Below are 22,047 nucleotides of genomic sequence, written 5' to 3' on the forward strand. Positions count from 1 at the left end.
CCCTTCATGCCGCAACCACGCGGCTTCCAAAGGAACCTCCAATGACTGCAGCATCCAAGGGCACCGCCCTCATCACCGGCGCTTCTTCAGGCATCGGCGCCATCTATGCCGACCGGCTCGCCCGCCGCGGCTTCGACCTTGTGCTGGTCGCGCGAAATCAAGACCGCCTGCAGGCGCTTGCCGCCAAGCTCACGGCCGAGACGGGCCGCAAGATCGAGACGATCGCTGCCGACCTCACGGACAAGAAAGACATCGCGCGCGTCGAAGCCGCCATCCGCACCAACCGCGAACTCACGCTGCTGGTGAACAACGCCGGCGTCGGCGCCACCGCGCCGCTGCTCGCCTCGGACATCGAGAAGATGGAAGAGATGATCGCGATCAACGTGAACGCGCTCACGCGCCTGACCTATGCGGCCGTGCCGGGCTTCGTGGCGCGCGGTGCGGGCACGCTGGTGAACATCGCGTCCATCGTGGCGGTGTCGCCCGAAACGCTCAACGGCGTGTACGGCGGCAGCAAGGCCTTCGTGCTTGCGTTCAGCCAGTCGCTGCAGCACGAACTCGGCGAGAAGGGCGTGCGCGTGCAGGCCGTGCTGCCGGGCGCGACGGCCACCGAGTTCTGGGACATCGCGGGCCTGCCGGTGAAGCACCTGCCGAGCGCGATCGTGATGAGCGCTGCGGACATGGTCGATGCGGCGCTCGCGGGGCTCGACCAGGGCGAGAAGGTCACGATTCCTTCGCTGCCGAGCCAGGACGAGTGGGACGCTTTCGATGCGGCGCGGCGTGCCATGTCGGGGCGGATTTCCAGCTCGGTGCCTGCATCGCGCTACGGCGTGAAGGGAACGAGCGAAGAGGCAGCCGCAGTGGCCTAAAACGGTCGCACTAAAATCCGAATCCCGCAGTTGGGCGTCCCGGCCGGCTGCGGGTTTTGCTTTTCCGGGGCCATGTAGAGGACCACCATGTACAAAAACCTCGCGGGCCGCGCCGTTCTGGCGTGGGCAGCCGCCTGCTTTTTATCCCCCGCTTTTTCTCAACCCCAGCCTTCGAAAGAACCGCTGAAGATCGGCTTCGTCTACGTCACGCCGGTCACCGATGCCGGCTGGGTGCGCCAGCACGAAGAGGGCCGAAAGGCCGTCGATGCGGCGCTCGGCGCGAAGGTGAAGACCACCTTCGTGGAGAACGTGGCCGAAGGCGCAGATGCCGAGCGCGTGATCCGCGATCTTGCGCAGCAGGGCAACCGGCTCATCTTCACGCCCAGCTTCGGCTACATGGAGCCGACACTGAAGGTGGCGCGCGACTTTCCCGATGTGAAGTTCGAGTCGATCACGGGCTACAAGCCCGCGGCCAACGTCGCGACCGCGAATGCGCGCTACTACGAAGGCCGCTATCTCGCGGGCATCGCGGCGGGGCGCATGACGAAGACGAATGTCGCGGGCTATGTGGCGGGCTTTCCGATTCCCGAGGTGCTGCAGGGCATCAACGCATTCACGCTCGGCATGCGCTCGGTGAACCCGAATGCCAAGGTCGTCGTGGTGTGGCTCAACGAGTGGTTCGATCCGCCCAAGGAGCGCGATGCGGCGATGGCGCTCTTCAACCAGAACGCCGATGTCGTTGCGTTCCACACCGGCTCCACGGCCGTGATGGCGGCTGCGCAGGAGCGCGGCAAGATGGCCATCGCGTACCACTCCGACATGCGCAAGATCGCGCCCGATGCGCAGCTCGTCGCGGTCACGCACCAGTGGGGCGGCTACTACACGCAGCGCGCGAAGGCGGTGCTCGAGGGCACCTGGAAGAGCGGCAATCTCTGGGGCGGCGTGAAGGAAGGAATGATCCGCGTCGGCGACTTCGGCACCAAGGTGCCCAAGGCCGTGCAGCAGGAGGTGCTCGCGCGCCAGCAGGACATTGCGGCCGGCAAGCTGCAGCCGTTTCGCGCGGTGGCCGCCGATGTGCGCGACAACGAGGGCCGCGTCGTGATCGCCAAGGGCGCGCAGCTGGGCGACGAGCAGATCCTCAAGATGAACTGGCTGGTCGACGGCGTGCAGGGGCGCGTGACGCGCTAGCTAACCCAAGCGCTCGACCACGAAGTCGACGAAGGTGCGCAGCTTGGCGCTCGGCCGCGCTTCGGGCAATCGCATGATGTGCACGGGGCGCGTCGGCAGTTGCCACTCGGGCAGCAGCTGAACCACCTGGCCCGCGGCCAGGGCGGGGCCGAGCAGCGCATCGGCCTGCACGATCACCCCCACGCCGGCCATCGCGGCCGCGAGCAGGGCCTGCCCGTTGTTGGTGGTGAGCGGGCCGCGCACCGGCACATGCACCGTCTGCCCGTCGCGCGTGAAGCGCCATGAATGGTTCGGGCCCCAGGTGGCAAAGCCCAGCAGCGGAAACGCTTCGAGGTCCGACGGGTGCTTCGGCTGGCCGTGGCGCGCGACCCAGGCGGGGCTCGCGACCGCGAACATGCGCGCCAATGCCAGCGGCCGCGCGATGAGGCGTTCATCGACCGCCGCGCCCGAGCGGATGCCGCAGTCGAAGCCCTCTTCGGCCAAGTCGACCACGCGGTCGTTCAGCACCAGGTCCACCTTCACCTGCGGATAGGCGGCGATGTAGTCGCCGACCACCGGTGTGAGCCGGTGCGCGCCATAGGCCACGGGCGCCGTGACGCGCAGCACGCCCTGCGGCATCGCGCGCAGCGACTCGGCCACGCCGTCGGCGGTGTGCACGCTCGCGAGCACATCGCGGCAGCGCTCCAGGTAGGCCGCGCCGATTTCCGTGAGGGCGTGGCGCCGCGTGGTGCGCTCCAGCAGGCGCGCGCCCAGCTGGTCTTCGAGCGCGCGGATGTGCTTGCCGACCATCACCGCCGAGAGATCGAGCGCCTCGGCTGCTGCGGCGAAGCTGCCCGCGTCCACCGTCGCGACGAAGACTTCCATGGCGCGCAGCTTGTCCATATTGAGAACCCAGGGTTTCGAATTGCCGAACCGGATGGCAATTTATCAAACTATCCATTCGCAAAACAATGGGCGCTTCCTGATTCATTCGGCGAGGTTTCTCATGAAGATTCTTGTGGTGGGCGCTACGGGCGCCATAGGCAGTGCGGTGGCCCAGGTGCTGGCCGACCGCGGGCACGAGGTGGTGCGGGCAGGGCGCACGCGCGGTGACGCGCAGGTCGACATCACCAATGACGCGAGCGTCCAGGCGCTGTATGCGGCGGTGGGGCGCGTCGATGCGATCGTCTCGGCGACGGGCGGCCTGTTCTTCGGTCCGCTCGCCGACATGCGGCCGGCCGATTTCAACGTGGGCCTGCAGGACAAGCTGCTCGGCCAGGTGCGGCTCGCGCTGCTGGGCCAGCACGTGCTGGCCGATGGCGGCTCGATCACGCTGACCACGGGCGTCGCGGCCGAAGACCCGGTCCGTGGCGGAAGCAATGCGGCGGCGGTGAATGCGGGGGTCGAGGGGTTCGTGAAAGGCGCGGCGATCGAGCTGCCGCGGGGCCTGCGCATCAATGCGGTGAGCCCGACGCTGCTGACCGAATCGCTGGCCGCGTATGGCGCGCTCTTTCCGGGCGTCGAGACCGTGCCGGCCGCGCGCGTGGCGCTGGCCTATGTGCGCAGCATCGAAGGACCGCTGACGGGGCGCGTGTTGCGCGTGTGGCAATGAGCAGGCGCACACGGCTGGCCGGCGCGTTGCTCGCGCTCGCCATGACCGCGGCCACCGCCGCACCGCCCGACGTGCAGGCGCTGCCCGAGGACTGGTATCCGGAAAGCGTCGCCATCGGACCGGACGGTGCGTTCTACGTCGGCAGCTGGCGCCAGGGCGCTGTCGCCAAGTTGAAGCCGGGCGCTGCGCCGAAGGCCCAGGTGCTGGTGAAGCCCGGTGCCGATGGCCTCGCGAACGGGCAGGGCGTGCTGGTCGATGCGAAACACCGGGCCCTGTGGGTCTGCTCGGGCAACAGCGGCTTCACCACCGTGCCGCAGACGCCGAGCGCGCTCAAGCGCTACGACCTCGCCACCGGCGCGCCGCGCGCGAGCTACGCGATGCCCGATGCAGGCTACTGCAACGACCTGGCGCAAGACGCGCGCGGCAACCTCTACGTGACGGACTCTTTTCATCCGCGCGTGCTGCGGCTCGCGCCGGGCGCGGCCGCGCTCACGGTGTGGAAGGAAGACCCAGCGCTCGCCGGCGAAGGCCCCTACAAGGGACTGAATGGCATCGCCATCGATGGCGGGCGCGACGTCTACGTGAGCCTCGTGGCGGCGTCGTCGCACCTGCTGCGCATCGGGTTGAACGCGGACGGCCAGGCCGGCGAGGTCACGCGCATCGAGGCGCCGCGCGTGATGAAGAACGTCGACGCGATCCGCGCCTGGAAGCCCGGGCGGCTGGTGCTGTTCGAGAGCAATGCCTTCGGCGACGGGCCGTACGGCGGCAAGGTCACGGTGGCGCGCGTCGATGGCGCGAAGCTCGGATTGCAAACGGTGGTGGCGGGGCTCAACGATCCGTCCTCGGGCGCGGTGCTGGGCGATCGCGTCTATTTCATCGAGTCGAAGTACGCGCTGCTCACGAAGCGCAAGGACGGCGACGGGGCCGTGCCGCCCGGCGTGCCCTTCGACATCCAGTCGCACGCGTTGCCGCGGGATTGAGGGCGCCGGAGAGTGCGTTCCGCGTATAGCACTCATATGCGCATGGAAATTGCGGCGGCGCGGGGCTGGATTACCCTCCGCAGCCACGATGAAAAAAGCCTACCGCGCCTCCCTCCTGCGATTCGACGACGCGGGCCTGCCCGTTTTCGATGAAGACGGCCTGCTCGTCGTCGCCCCCGATGCCGCCGGCCGCCAGCGCGTCGTCGATGCCGGCAGCCACGCCGCCGTGTCGCCGCGCCATCCCGATGCCGACGTGACCCACCTGCCGGGCCGCATCCTCGCGCCGGGCTTCGTGGACATGCACATCCACTTTCCGCAGACCGACATCATCGGCGCGCCCTCGCCGGGCCTCTTGCCCTGGCTCGAGAACTACACCTTCCCCGCCGAGAGCAAATTCGTCGACCCGGCGCATTCGCGCGAAGTGGCCGATGTGTTCTTCGACGAGCTGCTGCGCAACGGCGTGACCACCTCGCTCACCTTCGCGACCTCGCACGTCGCCTCGGTCGATGCCTTCTTCGAGAGCGCGCAGCGCCGCGGGCTGCGCATGATCACCGGCAAGGTGCTGCAGGACCGCAACTCGCCCGACGGCGTGCGCGACGAAACCGAGCAGAGCCTCATCGACACCGAATCGCTGATCCGCAAGTGGCACAACGTGGATCGCCTGGGCTACGCCATCACGCCGCGCTTCGCGCCCACCAGCACCGATGCGCAGATGCGCGGCGCGGGCGAACTGGCCGCGAAGTACGCCGACACCTGGATCCAGTCGCACGTGGCCGAGAACCGCGACGAGGTGCAGTGGGCGCGGGAGCTCTACCCGAAGTCGCGCTCGTACCTGGACGTGTACGCCGGCTTCGGCCTGATGCGCGAGCGCGCCGTGTACGCGCACTGCATCTACATCGACGACGAAGACCGCCGCCTGATGCGCGAGACGAAAACCGCCGCGGCCGTGAGCCCGACGAGCAACCTCTTCCTGGGCAGCGGCTTCTTCGACTTCGGCGCGGCCGACCGCATCGAGTCGCCCTACGGCCTTGCGAGCGACGTGGGCGGCGGCACGAGCTTCAGCCCCTTCCACACCATGCTGGCCGCTTACTACGTGGGCCGCGAAGGCCAGACCAAGACCGGCCTGAGCATCCCGCCCTCGCGCCTGTGGTGGCACCACACCGGCGGCGCGGCGCGTTCGCTGGGGCTGGGTGGCGTGGTCGGCAATCTGCAGCCGGGGTGCGAGGCCGACTTCCTGGTGCTGAACCCGTCGGCCACGCCGCTGCTGGCGCGCAAGACGAAGCTGGCGAACACGCTGGAAGAATTGCTCTTCGCGATGATCGTGCTGGGCGATGACCGGCTGGTCGAGCGCACGGTGATTTCGCAGGCGGGCTGAGCGGGGAGGGCGGGCCGTTTGGCGCGTGCCACAATTCGCGCCATTCCCCCCGCAGCAGCATCAGCGACCGCATATGAGCATCAAGAGCGACAAATGGATCCGGCGCATGGCCGAGCAGACCGGCATGATCGAGCCCTTCGAGCCCGGCCAGGTGCGCGAGGCCTCCGGCCACAAGATCATCAGCTACGGCACCTCGAGCTACGGCTACGACATCCGTTGCGCGCCTGAATTCAAGGTCTTCACCAACATCCACAGCACCGTGGTCGATCCGAAGAACTTCGACGAGAAGAGCTTCGTGGACATGCACGGCGACTACTGCATCATCCCGCCCAACAGCTTCGCGCTGGCGCGCACCGTCGAGTACTTCCGCATCCCGCGCAACGTGCTGACCATTTGCCTTGGCAAGAGCACGTACGCGCGTTGCGGGATCATCGTCAACGTGACCCCGTTCGAGCCCGAATGGGAAGGCTACGTGACGCTGGAATTCAGCAACACCACGCCGCTGCCGGCCAAGATCTACGCGGGCGAAGGCTGCGCGCAGGTGTTGTTCTTCGAGAGCGACGAAGTCTGCGAGACCAGCTACAAGGACCGCGGCGGCAAGTACCAGGGCCAGCGCGGCGTCACTCTGCCGAAAACCTGACGCGGCGGCGGGTTCGGCACTGACGCCCGGTTACCCCGGGCCGTCCCGGGGCAAGTACCATCCAGCAACTATCCGGCAACAGTTGTTGTGCACGCCGGGAAGGAGACTGCGATGAGATGGGAAGGCAACGAACAATCGGACAACGTTGAAGATCGCCGCGGCGAAGGTGGTGGGGGCGGCGGTGGCGGCGGCTTCATCGGCGGGCGCGGCATCGGCATCGGCACCATCGCGGTCGCGCTGATCGCCGGCTGGGTCTTCGGCATCAACCCGCTCACCGTGCTGAGCCTGCTCAGCGGCGGCGGCGGTCCGGCCCAGGTGCAGCAGGCGCCGCAGGGCCCCGCGCCCAAGCCGCCGTCGGGCGATCGCGAAGCGGCCTTCGTCTCGACCGTGCTCAAGAACACCGAAGTGGTGTGGACCGACATCTTCCGGCAGAACGGCGGCAGCTACCAGGCGCCCCGGCTCGTGCTGTTCCGCGGCGCCACGCCCACGGCCTGCGGCACCGGGCAATCGGCCATGGGCCCGTTCTACTGCCCGGGCGACAAGAAGGTCTACATCGACCTCGGTTTCTACGAGACGCTCAAGAACCAGCTCGGCGCGCCGGGCGAATTCGCGCAGGCCTACGTCATCGCGCACGAAGTCGGCCATCACGTGCAGGACGAATTGGGCATCACCGCCAAGGTCGACGGCATGCGCGGGCGGCTGAGCCAGTCGCAGAACAACGCGGTGAGCGTGCGCGTCGAACTGCAGGCCGACTGCTTTGCGGGCGTGTGGGCGCACCACTCGCAGGAATCGAAGAAGTGGCTCGACCCGGGCGACATCGAGGCCGCCATGAACGCCGCGCAGAAGATCGGCGACGACGCGCTGCAGCGTTCCGCGGGCCGCGCGGTGGTGCCCGACAGCTTCACCCACGGCTCCAGCGCACAGCGCCAGAAGTGGTTCGGCGCGGGTTACCAGAGCGGCGACATGAAGTCGTGCGATACCTTCAACGCGCGCAATCTTTGATCGGTCCTTGAGATTCATGGGCCCGCAGGGCCCATGTTCATTGACCCGAGTGCTATTGAATAAATAGCAATATCGGTGGCGCGGGCGTTGTCACGGCGCCGTCACTGCCGTTTTTTGCGGCAATGCGACAATAGCGGGCTCAATGACAAGCTCCTTCTCCAATCTATCGCTGGCAGAACCGCTGGCCCGCGCCGTAGCCGAAATGGGCTACGAGACCATGACACCGATCCAGGAGCAGGCCATTCCGGTCGTGCTTTCGGGCCAGGATGTGATGGGCGCCGCGCAGACCGGCACCGGCAAGACGGCAGCGTTCTCGCTCCCCCTGCTGCAGCGCATGCTCAAGCACGAAAACGCCTCCACCTCGCCCGCGCGGCACCCGGTGCGCGCGCTCGTGCTGCTGCCCACGCGCGAGCTGGCCGACCAGGTCGCGCAACAGGTCAAGCTGTACGCCAAGTACACGAACCTGCGCAGCACGGTGGTGTTCGGCGGCATCGACATGAAGCCGCAGACGCTGGAACTGAAGAGGGGCGTCGAGGTGCTGGTGGCCACGCCGGGGCGCCTGCTGGATCACATCGAAGCCAAGAACGCGGTGCTCAACCAGGTCGAATACGTCGTGCTCGACGAGGCCGACCGCATGCTGGACATCGGCTTCCTGCCCGACCTGCAGCGCATCCTGAGCTACCTGCCCAAGCAGCGGACCACGCTGCTGTTCTCGGCCACGTTCTCGCCTGAAATCAAGCGGCTGGCCGGCAGCTACCTGCAGAACCCGGTCACCATCGAAGTGGCGCGGCCGAACGAAACGGCCTCCACCGTCGAGCAGCATTTCTACAGCGTCTCGGACGACGACAAGCGCCGCGCGCTCAAGCAGATCGTCAAGCAGCGCGGCATCACGCAGGCCTTCGTGTTCGTCAACAGCAAGCTCGGCTGCGCGCGCCTCGCACGCTCGCTGGAGCGCGACGGTCTGCGTACCACCGCACTGCACGGCGACAAGAGCCAGGACGAACGCCTGAAGGCGCTCGCCTCGTTCAAGGCCGGCGAAGTCGACCTGCTGGTGTGCACCGATGTCGCGGCCCGGGGCCTCGACATCAAGGATGTGCCCGCCGTCTTCAACTTCGACATTCCGTTCAACGCCGAAGACTACGTGCACCGCATCGGCCGCACCGGCCGCGCCGGCGCCTCGGGCCTGGCCGTGAGCTTTGCCAGCGGCGGCAACGATGCGCGCCTGGTGGCCGACATCGAGAAGCTGATCAAGAAGAAGATCGAGCTCGAACCCGTCGAGTTCGAAGAAGACCGCCCGCGCGGCCGCATCAACGACGGACGCCGCCACTGGCGCGAAGAAGGTGAAGCCGGCGATGCACGCGACGTGCTCGACCAGCCGCGCGAACGCAGCACCAGCAGCTTCGGTGCCGACGCCCCCCGCCGTGGCACCGGCGGTGGCGGACGCCCGCACCGTGCGCCTTCGGCACCGCGCGATCCGTTCTTCGACAAGCCCTACGAGCCGGGCGAGGCCGACGCCACGCCGGCATGGGAAGCCGCCGCCAAGGCAGCGCCCGCGCGCGGCATCTCGAGCAACATCAAGAGCAAGCGCAAGGTCGCGGCGCTGTTCAAGAGCGCCGAGCCGAGCTGATCGGTTCCAGCGCTGCGAAAAAAAGGCCGGGTGATCCCCGGCCTTTTTCTTTGGCGCATACCTGAACGGTCAGATCACCTTGAAGTGATGCGTTCCGTCGCGCCCCAGTTGCTCGACGAGGCCGTACTCCCAATCGAGGTACGCCTGCATGGCCTCCGCGGGTGCATCGGTGCCTTCGTAGGGGCGGCGATAGCGATCGGTGCGCGCCGTCGCAAGGTGCGTCTCGCCGGTCTTCGCTTCGAGGCCCGCTGCGAACCATGCCGCATTGCCACCAGCGAGCACCAGCACTTCGACATCACGCTGGCCACGCGCATCGAGCAGCGCGCGCAGATCGGCCGCGGCATAGCGCGCGAGCAGGCTGCTGCCGCACGTCAGCACATAGCGCTGCGATGCAGGAATCACCGCATCGATGGCGCCCGCGAGCTGCGCGCGAATCACATACCAGGCGTCGGGGATGTGCCGCTTCACATAGTTGGCGCTGGTGGTCACGTCGAGCACGGCGGTGCCGGGGTGTTTCAGCAAGTCGGCCAGCGCCTTGGGCGCGATCTCTCCGACGGCCGCCGCAACCGGCGGGTAGGTAGGCGAGGGCACAGCCTTCTCGGTGAACGCAGAAGCGGAAGGCGCCACGTCGGGCACATAGACCTCCCACCCCATCTGCGCGAGCCACGACGCGCTCATCGACGCGCGCACGCCATCGTCGTCCGCCAGCACGATGCGCGCGCCACGCACGGGCACCTGATGGTCGGTCTCCTGCACCAGCTGGCCGCCGGGCGCGCTCGCAAAGCCGGGCAGGTGGCCCGCCGCATATTCCTCGGGCGTGCGCACGTCGAAGCGATAGACGGTGCGGTGCGGCGCCCCCAGCGTCTGCAACGCATCGAGCGCGATGCGTCGCACGCCGGCTGCATCGGCCACGCGCCGCGCATCGGCCTGTGCTTGCACGCGGTGCGCATCGGACACCGCGGCGGGCGCCTGCCGGTCAGCCCCATGGTCCAGCACCTGCCCCGCGAGCTTCCAGCCGATGGTGCCGTTGCGCAGCGCCGCCACCGGGTTCGGAATGCCCGCATTCACCAGCGACTGCGTGCCGATGATGCTGCGCGTGCGACCCGCGCAATTGACGATCACCTGCGTGGCCGGATCGGGCGCGAGCTCGCGCACCCGCAGCACCAGCTCCGCGCCGGGCACGCTCGTGGCCGACGGAATGCTCATCGTCTGGTACTCGTCGAAGCGGCGCGCGTCGAGCACGACCACGTTGGCCTTGGCCTCGACCAGCGCCTTCACTTCGGGCGCGGAGAGCGACGGCGTGTGCCGTTCGTGCTCGACCAGTTCGCCGAACGACTTGCTGGGCACATTCACGTCGCGGAACAGCTCGCCGCCCGCCGCGCGCCAGCCTTCCAGGCCGCCTTCGAGCAGGTGCACGTTCGTGTAGCCGAGCGCGGCGAGGGTGCGCGCCGCGAGCGGCGCGAGATCGGTGCCGCCGTGCGCGCCGTACAGCACGATGAACGTGTCCAGTCGCGGAATGCGCCGCCAGGCTTCGATCTCGATCTTCGAGAGCGGCAGGTTCGCGGCCCACAGCGGATGTTCATGCGCGAACGGGTCTTCCTCGCGCACGTCGAGCAGCGCCGTCTCTTCGCGCGCGAGGAGGCGTTCGCGTACAACGGCAAAGGACACAGCGGCAAAGGACACAAGGGGAAAGGCAGCGGTCGTCATGCGAAGGTCGATCTGAGTTCTTCGGAGCGGTCCCAGAGGTTGGGAAGCAGCGTGTTGGCGTAGCCCGAGACGAAAGGCTTGCGCCCGCCCTCGGCCGGGTAAGTATGCCGCCGTACCGCGCCGATGTTGGCGCCGTAGACGTGGATGCTGATCGACACGCGGTCCGCATGCGCGTTGTGCACGCGGTGCAGGTCGCCGACGGTGGGCGACACGGCCTCCACGTCGCCCGCATCGAGCCGCACCGCGTCGCCGCGCGGCTGCGCGCGGCCCTCGCCGTCGAACGCGTAGCCCTGGCTGTACTCCGCGCCGCGCAGCATGCCGATGAGGCCCCACACCGTGTGGTCGTGGACCGGCGTGGCCTGCCCCGGCCCCCAGACGAAGCTCACGACCGAGAAGCGCTCGGTGCTGTCGGCATGCAGCAAAAACTGCTGGTAGCGCGCGGGGTCGGGGCGCGCGAAGGCATCGGGCAGCCAGTCGTCGCGCGCCACCAGCGTGCGCAGCAGCGCGCCGCCTTCGGAGAGGATGCGCGGTTCGTCGGGTGCGCTGTCGAGCAGCCGGCCGAAGGCGCCGACGAAATCGCGCAGCGGCGCGATCACGCGGAGCGCTTCCAGAGCTGGGTGTCGGTGATGGCGCGCACGTCCACGCGCACCGGCAGGATGCCGTCGCGCGCCGAGCGGTCGGCCACGGCCTGTAGCGCGACGATGTCCGCCTCGCTCACCGGCCGGCCCGCCACCGACGCACGCGCCGTGATGATGCGCGCCGACTCGATCGGCAAGCGCGTGAGCTGGCTGTACGCCTGCGCATAGGCCTCGGGATTGGCCAGCGCCCAGTCGCCCGCGCGGCCCAGCCGGTCCAGGAACTGGACGATGGCCGCGCGCCGGGCCGGATCGGCCAGCGAATGCTCGCTCGCGGTGATGAAGCCCAGCGCGGTGTTGATGCCGCGCCCGTCGCGCAGGATCCGCCCGCCCTGCTGCACCGCGATCGTGTAGTACGGATCGAAGACGGCCCACGCGTCGATCTGCTTCGATGCGAACGCGGCCGCCGCATCGGTCGGCAGCACGAACTTCACCGTCACCTCGCTGCGCGGCACGCCGGCCTCTTCGAGCGCGCCGTAGAGCTGGTACTGCGAGATGCTACCGCGCGCCGACGAGACGATCACCGTCTTGCCGCGCAGGTCGCTCACGCTGCGCAGCGTTGAGTCGGGCTGCACCACGATGCCCAGCGAATCGGCCTTGCCGACGCGCGTGGCGACGATCTTCAGCGGCGTCTTGCCGACGGCCGCGGCCAGCACCGGCAGGTCGCCGGCCATCGCGGTGTCGACGGCCGCGCTGCGTTGCGCCTCGAACAGCGGCGCGGCCCCTTGGAAATTGGCCCAGCGGTAAGCGAACGGCGCGCCTTCGAGCGCTTTCGACGCCTCGAACAGCGAACGCAGGCCGCCGGCCTGGTCGCCGAGGATCAGCGTGGTCTGCGGCTGCGCCCACGCACGCAGCGTGCCGGTCGCGGCCAGCGAGAGCGCGGCGCCTTGCTTCAACCAGCTGCGGCGCGAGGCCTTGGAAAACAGCAGATCGGTCATGCGGCAACTCCCGTCGCCAGCAGCGCGCGCTTGCCCGCGCCGACCAGGATCGCATCGTTCTGCGGCGTGTGGATGCGGCTGCACAGCACGTCGCGGTAGTGGCGCTCCAGCGGGTTCTGCCGTGTGAGGCCGTGGTTGCCGCTCAGCTGCAGCGCTAGCTCGACCACGCGGATCGCGTTGTTCGTCACCGTGTACTTGAGGAGGCCGCTGTCGGTGGCCGGCTGCGCGTGGCCGTTGTCGACGGCCGAGGCCGCGTCGTCGAGCAGCACGCGGCTGGTGCGCAGCAGCGCCTCGATCTCGCCGACATGCTCCTGCACGCGCGGCAGGCTCGCGAGCGGCGCGCCCAGGCTGCCGGGTGCGCGCTGGTTCAAGAAGCCCACCAGCCAGTCGCGCGCGGCCTGCGCCACCGCGTCGTAGAGGCTGCCGAGCAGCACGACCATCCAGGCTTGCTGGGTGGCGTGCGCGTCGATGTCGGTCTGGCTGCCGGCGTCGGGCGCCCAGTCGGCGGGCGCGCGCAGGTCGACCGCGTGGTCCAGGTCGATCGCGACGTTCTCGAAGATCACTTCGTGGCTGCCCGAGGCGCGCAGGCCCAGGTGGTCCCAGCTGGCGATCACGCGCACGCCGGGGGCATGGCGCGGCACCAGGAACACGCCGGTGCGCGGCGTCGCCTCGTCGGTGCGCGCCCACACGGCGAGCCAGGTCAGGCCCTCGATGCCGGTGGTGTAGAGCTTGTGGCCGTCGATCGTCCAGCCGTTGCCTTCGCGCCTCGCGATGGTCGATGGCAGGCCGCCGCGCGAAGGCGAACCGAGCGCCGGCTCCACGCGCAGCGCGTTGATGAGCGCACCGCGCTCCACCGCGTCGCGCGCCACGCGTTCGCGCAGTTGCGGCGGCCAGCGGTTGTCGCCGCGCGTGAGCGCATGGTGCTGCAGGTAGGTCATCGTGAGGATGAGCGCCGTGGCCGGCTCGCCGCGCGCCACGGCCGCGATCACGCGCCGGGCCGTCGCCAGCGTGGCGCTGCCGCCGCCATGTACCGCGGGGGCGACCAGGCCGACGAGGCCGTTCGCCTGTAGGGCCTCGAAGTTCTCTTGCGGGAAGGCGCCGCTGCGGTCGTAGTCGGCGGCGGTGGCCGCGAACTGTGCCGACAGCCGGGCCAGCAGCGTGGCATCGACGGTGGCGGAGGGGGAAGGTTCTTCAGGCGTGGCCGACGGGCGGCGCAAGGGGAGTGCACTCATGGTTCCCGCACGGTACCGGCCTGTCGGCGCGCCGAAAACGACGCATCCCGCATATGCAAACTCGTTTTTCTGCGTTCGCATTTGCGGGGCGGCTCGGTACGGTCACGCTTGCCTCCAGTGCTGGAGAAGAAAGACCGCAACGCATGAAACTCGATGTCCCGCTCGATCGCCGCAGCCTGCTGCAGATGGCCGCCGCATGGGCCGCTGCCGGCCTGGGGAGCGGCGCCGCGCAGGCCGCAGCGCCGTCGCGCGACCAGGCCTCACTCTCGGGCGTCACCCTGCGCGTCGGCACCTACAAGGGCCTGTGGCGCCCGCTGCTGCAGGCCTCGGGCCAGGCCAACACGCCCTACAGGATCGACTGGCGCGAGCTCAACAACGGCGTGCTGCACATCGAGGCCATCAACGGCGATGCGCTCGACCTGGGCTCGGGCAGCGAGATTCCGCCGGTGTTCGCGGCGCGCCAGAAGTCCAGCGTGCGCCTGGTGGCCGTGACGCACGAAGACCTCAACAACCAGGCCACGCTCGCGCGCAAGGACGCACCGATCCGCTCGATCGCCGACTTCAAGGGCAAGCGCGTGGGCTACGTGCGCGCCACCACCTCGCACTACTACCTGGCCAAGCAACTGGCCGAGGCGGGCCTCTCGTTCAGCGACATCCAGGCCGTGAGCCTCACCCCCTCGGACGGCCTTTCGGCCTTCGCGCGCGGCGACCTCGATGCGTGGGCCATCTACGGCTACAACGGCCAGATCGCGCGCACCCAGTACGGCGCGCGGGTCATCAAGACCGGCGTGGGCTATCTCTCGGGCAACTTCCCGATCTACGCCAACCCGCGCGCGCTGGACGACACGCTGCGCCGCGCGGCATTGAGCGACCTGCTGCAGCGGCTGCAGCGTTCGTTCGCATGGATCAACGGCAATTTCCTCGCCTATGCGCGCGCGCAGTCGGCCGAGACGCGCGTGCCGGTCGGCGACCTGGTCGAACTCTTCAATGGCCGCAGCGGCGACTACAGCCTCGGCCCGGTCACCGACGCCGTGGTGCGCAGCCACCAGGACGTGGCCGACACCTTCCTGAAGATCGGCGTGCTCGACGGCCCCGCCGATGTGAAGCCGCTGTGGGACCGCAGCTTCGAGAACGCGCTGCGCTTGCCCGCCGTCTGAACACCCCCCAAACCTCGACAACAAACAAAGGACTCCCATGAGCCAGACCACCCAGAACACCCAGAGCGACGTTGAATTCATCGGCATGATCCAGGGCCAGAAGGTCTCGGAGATCCATGCCGCCAAGGGCCCGGCCATCGACCGCGACTACGTGCGCGCTTTCGCGCAGGCGCACGAGAATGCCGGCTTCGACCGCGTGCTGGTGCCGCACCATTCGACCGGCCCCGATGCCACGCTCACCGTGGCGTACGCGGCCTCGGTCACCGAGCGCATCCACTTCATGCTCGCGCACCGCCCGGGCTTCGTCGCACCCACGCTCGCGGCGCGGCAGTTCGCCTCGCTCGACCAGTTCAGCGGCGGGCGCCTGGGCGTGCACTACATCTCGGGCGGCTCCGACGAAGAGCAGCGCCGCGACGGCGACTGGCTCGACCACGACCAGCGCTACGCCCGCACCGACGAATACCTGGACGTGCTGCACAAGGTGTGGACCGCCGACAAGCCCTTCGACCACGAAGGCGCGCACTACCACTACCAGAACGCGTTCTCCGAAGTGAAGCCGCTGCAGACGCGCAACGGCAAGCCGCATGTGCCGGTGTATTTCGGCGGTGCGTCGGAGGCGGCCATTCCGGTCGCCGGCAAGTACGCCGATGTGTATGCGCTATGGGGCGAATCGCTCGAGCAGGCGCGCGAGCTCACGACGCGCGTGCGCGCAGAAGCAGCCAGGCACGGGCGCAGCGTGCGCTTCTCGGTGTCGTTCCGCCCGATCCTCGCAGAGACCGAAGAGGCCGCGTGGGCGCGCGCCGAGAACATCCTGGCCGAGACGAAGCGCCTGCGCGTGGTGCAGGGCTACAACCGCGGCGGCCCGCAGCAAAGCGAGGGCGCCAAGCGCCTGCTCGCCGCGGCCGACAAGGGTCCGCGCGTGGACAAGCGCCTGTGGACGGCCGTCGCACAGGAAATCGGCGGCCGCTCGAACAGCACCGCGCTGGTCGGCACGCCCGAGCAGGTGGCCGATGCGCTGCTGGACTACTACGACCTGGGCGTGACGACGTTCCTCATCCGCGGCTTCGATCCGCTGGAAGACGCGACCGACTACGGGCGCGAGCTGATTCCTCGCACGCGCGAACTCGTCGCGCAGCGCGCGCAATCGCAACGCAAGGCGGCCTGAGCGATGAGCGCCGTTCTTTCCATCGACCGCAGCGCGACCCAGCCGCTCAAGCTCAACCCGAACCCGCAGCAGAAGTACTGGTTCGACCCGGTCCCGCCGCGCACCAGCGTGCAGGCCGAGCGCCGCCACCGGCAGGAGCGCCTGGCGGGCGCGTTCCGCCTGTTCGCGCGTTTCGGCTTCGCGCAGGGACTCGCGGGCCACATCACCGCGCGCGATCCGGAGCTTGCCGATCACTTCTGGGTCAACCCGCTGGGCATCCACTTCTCGCGCATCAAGGTGTCCGACCTGCTGCTGGTCAATTCGAAGGGCGAGACGGTGATCGGCGACAGGCCGCTCAACAAGGCCGCCTTCGCGATCCACGCCGCGATCCACGAGCACAACCCGAAGATCGTCGCCGCCGCCCACACGCATTCGACCTACGGCAAGGCCTGGTCCACGCTGGGCCGCAAGCTCGACACGATCACGCAGGACAGCTGCGTGTTCCACGACGACGTGGCGCTCTTCGACGACTTCACCGGCATGGTGGTCGACACCAGCGAAGGCGACCGTATCGCGCATGCGCTGGGCGACAAGAAGGGCGCGATCCTCAAGAACCACGGCATCCTGACCGCGGGCCCGACGGTGGAGGCCGCCGCGTGGTGGTACATCGCGCTCGACAACGCCTGCCACACGCAGCTCCTCGCAGAAGCCGCGGGCAAGCCGCAGGCGATCGACGAGGAAACAGCGCGCCATACGCACAGCCAGATCGGCGGCCCGGAGGGGGCCATCCATTCCTTCTACAGCCTCTACGAAGGCCTCGTGGAAGCGGAACCCGAGCTGCTGCTTTGAGGCCAGGACCCGTTCAATAGAAACCGTTCACGCTGAGCTTGTCGAAGCGCCGCGCAAGGCTTCGACAAGCTCAGCCCGAACGGCTCGTAACGCATGACATCTTCCGGAATCCGCCTATGACCGCATCCCTTTCCCGCCGCAGCGTGCTGCGCGCAAGTGGCGCCGCCGCCGTGGTCGCCTCGGGCGGCCTGATCGCCTCGCAGGCGTTCTCGCAGCAGGCGCGCAAGCTCACCTTCGCATGGAACGCCGCCGCGTTCTGCCTCTCGCCGGTGGTGGTGGCGCAGGAGCGCGGCTACTTCGAGCGCAACGGGCTGCAGGTGGACCTGATCAACTACACGGGTTCCACCGACCAGCTGCTCGAATCGCTCGCCACCGCGAAGGCCGATGCGGCCGTGGGCATGATCCACCGCTGGCTCAAGCCGCTGGAGTCGGGCTTCGACGTGAAGATCGTGGGCAGCTCGCACGGCGGCTGTGTGCGCCTGGTGGGCGCCAAGGCTGCGGGCGTGACCAACCTCGCGAGCCTGAAGGGCAAGATCATCGGCGTGTCGGACATCGCGAGCCCGGGCAAGAACTTCTTCTCGATCCTGCTGGCCAAGAACGGCATCGATGCCGACCGCGACGTCACCTGGCGCCAGTACCCGGCCGACCTGCTGGACATCGCGGTGCAGAAGGGCGAGATCCACGCCATTGCCGACGGCGACCCGAACGTCTACCTGATCGAGAAGCGCAACAAGGGCGCGTTCGTCGAGGTGGCGAGCAACCTCTCGGGCGAATACAAGGACAAGGTCTGCTGCATCGTCGGCGCGCGCGGCGAGCTGGTGCGCAAGGACAAGCCGACCGTCGCGGCGCTCGTGCGTTCCATCGCGCAGGCCTCGGACTACGTGGCAGAGAACCCGAACGAATCGGCCAAGCTCTTTGCGAAGTACTCGCCCAAGGTGCCGATCGAGGACCTGCGCGCGCTGCTCGGCACGCTCACGCACAACCACCATCCGCTGGGCAAGAACCTGCGCGACGAGGTGGCGTTCTACGCGCGCGATTTCCGCAGCGTCGGCGTGCTCAAGAAGACAACCGATCCGGTGCGCTTCGCGGAGCACGTGTCTTTCGATCCGCTGGCATGAGCGCGGTCATCGATCGGGTGCTGGAGGCGCCGACCGCGTCGGGGAACTGGCGCCGTGCCAAGGCCGCTAAGGCCGCTTTCCCCGCGCGCGCCGCCGAAGGTTTCTGGCGCACCGGCGTGCTCGCGACAGCGGCGTGGCTCGCGCTCGGCCTGCTCACGGTCTACTGGCCGAACAAGGCGGTGGGCTTCAGCGACTGGGCGTACACGGACGAGTTCGGCATCGCGGCCATCGCCGTGGGCGCGCTGCTGCTGGCCGTCGCGTTGCTCGGCTCGCGCGCGGGCCGCGTGGCGCGCGTGCTGCGGCCCGCAGGCCCGTGGCTCGTCGCGCTGCCGGTGCTCTTCGCCGTCTGGGAGATCGCGACGGCCAAGCTCGCGCTGCTCCCCACGCCGTTCTTCGCACCACCGCAAAGCCTGGTCGAGACCTACATCGACGACTGGCGCCGCCTCGGCGAAAGCCTGCTGCATTCGGCGCGCCTGCTCGCCCACGGCTTCGTGCTGGGCGCGCTCGCGGGCTTTCTCACGGGCGTGACCATCGGCTGGTCGCGCATCGCGGGCTACTGGGTGCATCCGGTGCTGCGCTTCGTCGGGCCGGTGCCGGCCTCGGCGCTGCTGCCGCTCGCGTTCTTCTTCTTTCCGTCGAGCTATGCGGCGGCGGTGTTTTTGATCGCGCTCGCCACGGGCTTTCCGGTGGCGGTGCTCACCTGGTCGGGCGTGGCCGGCGTCAACCGCAACTACTACGACGTGGCGCGCACCATGGGCGCGAGCGAGCGCTTCCTGGTGCTGCGCGTGGCGATTCCCGCCGCGCTGCCGCAGGTGTTCGTGGGCCTGTTCATGGGGCTGGGCGCCGCGTTCTCGGTGCTCGTGACGGCCGAGATGATGGGCGTGAAGGCGGGCCTGGGCTTCTACCTGTCGTGGGCGCAGGGCTGGGCCTCGTACTCGAACATGTACGCCGCGCTGATCGTGATGGCCGTGCTGTGCTCGGGCCTCATCACGCTGCTCTTCAAGGTGCGCGACCGCGTGCTGTCGTGGCAGAAGGGGACCGTGAAGTGGTAGCCATTGCCGACACCGCTGTGCGCCAGGCCGGCGCGCGGATCGACATCCACGGCGTGAGTCACTGGTTCGACGTGCCCGCGGGCCCGCTGCAGGTGCTCGACGACATCGACCTCACGGTGAAGCCCGGCGAATTCGTCGCGCTGCTCGGCCCGAGCGGCTGCGGCAAGTCGACGCTGCTGCGGCTGGTCGCGGGCCTGGAGCCCGCCACCGCCGGCCGCATCACGCAGGACGATGCGGCGATCACGCGGCCCGACCCGTCGCGCATCGTCGTCTTCCAGGACCCGACGCTCTACCCGTGGCGCAGCGTGTGGGACAACGTGGCGCTCGGCCTGCAGGCGCGCGGTGTGCTGAAGGCCCAGCGCGGGCGCGTGGACGAGGCGCTCAAGCTCGTGGGCCTCACCGATTTCGCCAAGGCCTTTCCGCACCAGCTCTCGGGCGGCATGGCGCAGCGCGTGGCCTTGGCGCGTGCGCTGGTCAACGACCCGCAACTGCTGGTGCTCGACGAACCGCTGGGCAAGCTCGATTCGCTCACGCGCATCGCGATGCAGAGCGAGCTGGTCAACCTGTGGCAGCGCGCGGGCTTCTCGGCGCTGCTGGTGACGCACGACGTGGAAGAGGCGCTTTTCCTCGCCAACCGTGTGATCGTGCTGAGCGACCGGCCGGCGCGCATCGCAGCGGAGATTGTGGTCGACCTGCCGTATCCGCGGCATCGCGGCCACGCGCGGCTCGCAGAGCTGCGTCACGAAGCGCTGCGGCACCTGGGGCTCGACGCCACCTGGTGAGATGAACAGCACGCCCGAGGCCGATTGGCTCAACCTGCTGATCGGCCTGCTCCAGGGCACGCAACTGCAACTGCTGCGGGTGCTCGATGCGCTCGGGCTCGCGGCGCAGGCGCATGGCCAGCCGGCGTGGCCATGGGCGTTGCGGCTCTCGGGCGAGAACCTGCTGATCGATGCCGGGCAGGCACGCAGCCTCGCGTGGACGCTGGTGTGCGTGGCCGTCGCGGCGCTGGCGTTGCTGCTTGCGCTGGCCTGGCGGCGTCCGCGGCTCTACCTCTTCGCGCTGGTGCCGATGCTGCTGATCGCAGCGCCATGGCCCGAGGCGCAGGTGGTGCTGGTGCCAGCGACGCCGACGAGTTTCCAGTCGTCGCCCACGGGCTTCACCGCCGCCTCCATTGCCAAGGGCCGCGTGCTCTATGCGCAGAACTGCATGGCCTGCCACGGCGCGGACGGCAAGGGCGAGGGGCCGCTGGCCGCTTCGCTCGCGGTGTGGCCGCCGAACCTCAGCGGCCCGCTGCTGTGGCGGCGCGCCGATGGCGACCTGCTCTGGCACATCCTGCACGGCACGCGCGATGCGCGGCGGCAGCCCACGATGCCGGGCTTCGCCGCGCGGCTGGACGAAGCCGATGCCTGGGCGCTGATCGACTACATGAAGGCCCAGGGCGCGGGCCAGAGCCTGCGCGCGCTCGGCAACTGGCCGCAGCCCATCGGCCTGCCCGACATGGCGGTGCGCTGCGGCGCGCAGCCGCCGCGGCTGCTCGCGAGCTGGCGCGGGCAGCGCGTGCGCATCGTGGCAGGCAACGCCGCGCCGGCGGAAGACCCGCGGCTCGTGACGGTCCAGCTGGTCGCGCCGTCGGAAGCCGCGCCGGCCGCAGCCGATTGCGTGGCCGATTCGCCCGCCGCCTGGGAGGCGCTCGCCCTGATCGCCGGCACCGACCGCCTCGCCGGCACGCAGCTCATCGCCGACCGCGACGGCTGGCTGCGCGCGCGCGGCGAGCCCGGCAAGGCGGGCTGGTCCGACGACGACCTGCTGTGCCGCAGCGAACGCGCGCCTGCCGCGTCGGCGAACGGCACCGCACTGCCCGCCGATGGGCTGGGCGCACTCATCGCCCGCATGGACGCGGAGCCGGTGCGCTTCGTCAAGGGCGGCTTCATTCACTGATTTTTTTCACCGGACACGAAAGAACCATGACCTCGAACCTCGACACCTCACGCCGCAAGCTCCTCAACCAAGGCCTCGCCGCCGCCACGGCCGCCGCCTTGCCCGCCTTCTCGCTGCCGGCCCGCGCGCAGGGCCGCCCGGTGCTCAAGGCCGGCGACCAGAAGGGCGGGCTGCGCGCGCTGCTCGAAGCGGCCGGCGGTCTCGAAGGGCTCGGCTACGACATCCAGTGGTCCGAATTTCCCGCGGCCGCGCCGCTGGCCGAAGCGCTGAACGCGGCGGCGGTCGATTCGGGCCCCATCGGCGATGCGCCGCTGATCTTCGCGCTGGCCGCGGGCACGCGCGTCAAGGCCATCGGCGCGAACCGCTCCGACTCCTACGGCACCGCAGTGCTCGTGCGCCCCGATTCGCCGCTCAAGAGCGCGGCCGACCTCAAGGGCAAGAGCATCGCCACCAACCGCGGCTCCATCGGCCACTACGTGACGCTCAAGGCCATCACAGCGGCGGGTCTGAAGCCCGAGGAGGTGAACCTGCGCTTCCTCGCGCCGGCCGACGCCAAGCTCGCGCTCACGCAGGGCTCGGTCGATGCCTGGGCCACCTGGGAGCCCTACACCGCGCTGGCCGAGGTGAGCCGCCATGCGCGCGTGCTGGTGAGCGGGCGCGGGCTGCTGCCCGGCTTGAGCTACCTTGCGGCGACCGATGCGGCCATCGCGGCCAAGCGGCCGGTGCTGCAGGACTTCCTGCAGCGCGTGGTGAAGGCGCAGCTCTGGTCGTACCGCAACGTCGATGCCTATTCGGCCGCGCTGGCCCGCATCATCGGCATCCCACCCGAGGCGGCGAAGCTGCAGTTCGAGCGGCGCCAGCAGAAGTGGGTGGCCATCGACGCGCAGGTCATCGCCGACCAGCAGGGCACGGCGGACTTCTACCGGCAGGTGGGGCTCATCAAGCAGCCGCTCGATGTGAAGGGCACGTTCGACACCGGCTTCGGCGTCGCCGGCTAGGCGT

General features: G+C 69.2%; 21 protein-coding genes. 16 read left to right on the plus strand and 5 right to left on the minus strand.

Going from position 1 to position 22,047, the window contains the following annotated elements:
• Positions 1-41: 41 nt before the first annotated feature.
• Both JC881_RS17000 and JC881_RS17005 read left to right on the plus strand, forming a co-directional pair.
• Entirely contained in the window at positions 42-869 is an 828-nt protein-coding gene (locus JC881_RS17000) for an SDR family NAD(P)-dependent oxidoreductase (RefSeq protein ID WP_198786874.1), read from the plus strand.
• An 87-nt stretch (positions 870-956) separates the two neighbouring features.
• On the plus strand, positions 957-2,057 hold the full coding sequence (locus tag JC881_RS17005) for a BMP family ABC transporter substrate-binding protein (RefSeq protein ID WP_198786875.1): 1,101 nt from the start codon (positions 957-959) through the stop codon (positions 2,055-2,057).
• Here the strand turns inward: JC881_RS17005 and JC881_RS17010 are convergent, their stop codons facing one another.
• Positions 2,058-2,939 (minus strand): LysR family transcriptional regulator, encoded by an 882-nt coding sequence (locus JC881_RS17010; protein WP_198786876.1) that lies wholly within the window; start codon positions 2,937-2,939, stop codon positions 2,058-2,060.
• Positions 2,940-3,042: 103 nt separating this feature from the next.
• Here JC881_RS17010 and JC881_RS17015 point away from each other — a divergent pair, with 103 nt between their 5' ends.
• The 6 genes from JC881_RS17015 to JC881_RS17040 all read left to right on the plus strand — a co-directional run bounded on the left by JC881_RS17015 (position 3,043) and on the right by JC881_RS17040 (position 9,272).
• Positions 3,043-3,648: a short chain dehydrogenase gene (locus JC881_RS17015; RefSeq protein WP_198786877.1), complete on the plus strand. Its 606-nt coding sequence runs from the start codon at positions 3,043-3,045 to the stop codon at positions 3,646-3,648.
• The gene (locus JC881_RS17020) at positions 3,645-4,628 is read left to right on the plus strand and encodes a hypothetical protein (RefSeq protein WP_198786878.1); all 984 of its coding nucleotides are present in this window, start codon (positions 3,645-3,647) and stop codon (positions 4,626-4,628) included. Before JC881_RS17015 ends, JC881_RS17020 begins: the two co-directional genes overlap by 4 nt.
• Positions 4,629-4,716: 88 nt before the next feature.
• The gene (gene guaD / locus JC881_RS17025) at positions 4,717-6,003 is read left to right on the plus strand and encodes a guanine deaminase (protein WP_198786879.1); all 1,287 of its coding nucleotides are present in this window, start codon (positions 4,717-4,719) and stop codon (positions 6,001-6,003) included.
• A gap of 73 nt (positions 6,004-6,076) precedes the next feature.
• Complete coding sequence (dcd, locus tag JC881_RS17030; protein WP_013542862.1) at positions 6,077-6,643, plus strand: dCTP deaminase; 567 nt, start codon at positions 6,077-6,079, stop codon at positions 6,641-6,643.
• Positions 6,644-6,754: 111 nt separating this feature from the next.
• On the plus strand, positions 6,755-7,645 hold the full coding sequence (gene ypfJ, locus JC881_RS17035) for a KPN_02809 family neutral zinc metallopeptidase (RefSeq protein ID WP_198786880.1): 891 nt from the start codon (positions 6,755-6,757) through the stop codon (positions 7,643-7,645).
• Positions 7,646-7,787: 142 nt separating this feature from the next.
• Entirely contained in the window at positions 7,788-9,272 is a 1,485-nt protein-coding gene (locus tag JC881_RS17040) for a DEAD/DEAH box helicase (RefSeq protein WP_198786881.1), read from the plus strand.
• Between the two features lie 69 nt (positions 9,273-9,341).
• Here the strand turns inward: JC881_RS17040 and JC881_RS17045 are convergent, their stop codons facing one another.
• The 4 genes from JC881_RS17045 to JC881_RS17060 are packed head-to-tail and all read right to left on the minus strand — an operon-like array spanning position 9,342 to position 13,784.
• A complete protein-coding gene (locus tag JC881_RS17045; protein WP_198786882.1) occupies positions 9,342-10,979 on the minus strand; it encodes a rhodanese-related sulfurtransferase in 1,638 nt (545 codons plus the stop codon).
• On the minus strand, positions 10,976-11,575 hold the full coding sequence (locus JC881_RS17050; RefSeq protein ID WP_198786883.1) for a cysteine dioxygenase: 600 nt from the start codon (positions 11,573-11,575) through the stop codon (positions 10,976-10,978). Before JC881_RS17050 ends, JC881_RS17045 begins: the two co-directional genes overlap by 4 nt.
• Positions 11,572-12,552, minus strand: a complete 981-nt coding sequence (locus JC881_RS17055) for an ABC transporter substrate-binding protein (RefSeq protein ID WP_198786884.1) — start codon at positions 12,550-12,552, stop codon at positions 11,572-11,574. The genes JC881_RS17050 and JC881_RS17055 overlap by 4 nt, the downstream gene beginning before the upstream one ends.
• A complete protein-coding gene (locus tag JC881_RS17060) occupies positions 12,549-13,784 on the minus strand; it encodes an acyl-CoA dehydrogenase family protein (protein ID WP_198786885.1) in 1,236 nt (411 codons plus the stop codon). Before JC881_RS17060 ends, JC881_RS17055 begins: the two co-directional genes overlap by 4 nt.
• A gap of 143 nt (positions 13,785-13,927) precedes the next feature.
• On the opposite strand from JC881_RS17060, the gene JC881_RS17065 reads away from it, so the two are divergent.
• From JC881_RS17065 to JC881_RS17100, 8 genes are all read left to right on the plus strand, one after another.
• Positions 13,928-14,941: an ABC transporter substrate-binding protein gene (locus JC881_RS17065; protein ID WP_198786886.1), complete on the plus strand. Its 1,014-nt coding sequence runs from the start codon at positions 13,928-13,930 to the stop codon at positions 14,939-14,941.
• Between the two features lie 37 nt (positions 14,942-14,978).
• Positions 14,979-16,106, plus strand: a complete 1,128-nt coding sequence (locus tag JC881_RS17070; protein WP_198786887.1) for an LLM class flavin-dependent oxidoreductase — start codon at positions 14,979-14,981, stop codon at positions 16,104-16,106.
• Positions 16,107-16,109: 3 nt separating this feature from the next.
• Positions 16,110-16,934 carry a class II aldolase/adducin family protein gene (locus JC881_RS17075; RefSeq protein WP_198786888.1) on the plus strand — a complete coding sequence of 275 codons (825 nt, stop codon included), beginning with the start codon at positions 16,110-16,112 and terminating at the stop codon, positions 16,932-16,934.
• A 116-nt stretch (positions 16,935-17,050) separates the two neighbouring features.
• A complete protein-coding gene (locus tag JC881_RS17080) occupies positions 17,051-18,052 on the plus strand; it encodes an ABC transporter substrate-binding protein (protein ID WP_198786889.1) in 1,002 nt (333 codons plus the stop codon).
• The gene (locus JC881_RS17085; RefSeq protein WP_198786890.1) at positions 18,049-19,104 is read left to right on the plus strand and encodes an ABC transporter permease; all 1,056 of its coding nucleotides are present in this window, start codon (positions 18,049-18,051) and stop codon (positions 19,102-19,104) included. The genes JC881_RS17080 and JC881_RS17085 overlap by 4 nt, the downstream gene beginning before the upstream one ends.
• Positions 19,077-19,886: an ABC transporter ATP-binding protein gene (locus tag JC881_RS17090; protein ID WP_443083354.1), complete on the plus strand. Its 810-nt coding sequence runs from the start codon at positions 19,077-19,079 to the stop codon at positions 19,884-19,886. The genes JC881_RS17085 and JC881_RS17090 overlap by 28 nt, the downstream gene beginning before the upstream one ends.
• A 1-nt stretch (position 19,887) precedes the next feature.
• A complete protein-coding gene (locus tag JC881_RS17095; protein ID WP_198786892.1) occupies positions 19,888-21,045 on the plus strand; it encodes a c-type cytochrome in 1,158 nt (385 codons plus the stop codon).
• Positions 21,046-21,071: 26 nt separating this feature from the next.
• Positions 21,072-22,043, plus strand: a complete 972-nt coding sequence (locus JC881_RS17100) for an ABC transporter substrate-binding protein (RefSeq protein ID WP_198786893.1) — start codon at positions 21,072-21,074, stop codon at positions 22,041-22,043.
• Positions 22,044-22,047: the final 4 nt, after the last annotated feature.

Source organism: Variovorax sp. IB41 (assembly GCF_016405905.1).
GTDB lineage: Bacteria > Pseudomonadota > Gammaproteobacteria > Burkholderiales > Burkholderiaceae_C > Variovorax.

Coding starts and splice junctions, on each gene's coding strand:
- JC881_RS17000 (WP_198786874.1), top strand. CDS start 42: ATGACTGCAGCATCCAAGGGCACCGCCCTCATCACCGGCGCTTCTTCA.
- JC881_RS17005 (WP_198786875.1), top strand. CDS start 957: ATGTACAAAAACCTCGCGGGCCGCGCCGTTCTGGCGTGGGCAGCCGCC.
- JC881_RS17010 (WP_198786876.1), bottom strand. CDS start 2,939: ATGGACAAGCTGCGCGCCATGGAAGTCTTCGTCGCGACGGTGGACGCG.
- JC881_RS17015 (WP_198786877.1), top strand. CDS start 3,043: ATGAAGATTCTTGTGGTGGGCGCTACGGGCGCCATAGGCAGTGCGGTG.
- JC881_RS17020 (WP_198786878.1), top strand. CDS start 3,645: ATGAGCAGGCGCACACGGCTGGCCGGCGCGTTGCTCGCGCTCGCCATG.
- guaD (WP_198786879.1), top strand. CDS start 4,717: ATGAAAAAAGCCTACCGCGCCTCCCTCCTGCGATTCGACGACGCGGGC.
- dcd (WP_013542862.1), top strand. CDS start 6,077: ATGAGCATCAAGAGCGACAAATGGATCCGGCGCATGGCCGAGCAGACC.
- ypfJ (WP_198786880.1), top strand. CDS start 6,755: ATGAGATGGGAAGGCAACGAACAATCGGACAACGTTGAAGATCGCCGC.
- JC881_RS17040 (WP_198786881.1), top strand. CDS start 7,788: ATGACAAGCTCCTTCTCCAATCTATCGCTGGCAGAACCGCTGGCCCGC.
- JC881_RS17045 (WP_198786882.1), bottom strand. CDS start 10,979: ATGACGACCGCTGCCTTTCCCCTTGTGTCCTTTGCCGCTGTGTCCTTT.
- JC881_RS17055 (WP_198786884.1), bottom strand. CDS start 12,552: ATGACCGATCTGCTGTTTTCCAAGGCCTCGCGCCGCAGCTGGTTGAAG.
- JC881_RS17060 (WP_198786885.1), bottom strand. CDS start 13,784: ATGAGTGCACTCCCCTTGCGCCGCCCGTCGGCCACGCCTGAAGAACCT.
- JC881_RS17065 (WP_198786886.1), top strand. CDS start 13,928: ATGAAACTCGATGTCCCGCTCGATCGCCGCAGCCTGCTGCAGATGGCC.
- JC881_RS17070 (WP_198786887.1), top strand. CDS start 14,979: ATGAGCCAGACCACCCAGAACACCCAGAGCGACGTTGAATTCATCGGC.
- JC881_RS17075 (WP_198786888.1), top strand. CDS start 16,110: ATGAGCGCCGTTCTTTCCATCGACCGCAGCGCGACCCAGCCGCTCAAG.
- JC881_RS17080 (WP_198786889.1), top strand. CDS start 17,051: ATGACCGCATCCCTTTCCCGCCGCAGCGTGCTGCGCGCAAGTGGCGCC.
- JC881_RS17085 (WP_198786890.1), top strand. CDS start 18,049: ATGAGCGCGGTCATCGATCGGGTGCTGGAGGCGCCGACCGCGTCGGGG.
- JC881_RS17095 (WP_198786892.1), top strand. CDS start 19,888: ATGAACAGCACGCCCGAGGCCGATTGGCTCAACCTGCTGATCGGCCTG.
- JC881_RS17100 (WP_198786893.1), top strand. CDS start 21,072: ATGACCTCGAACCTCGACACCTCACGCCGCAAGCTCCTCAACCAAGGC.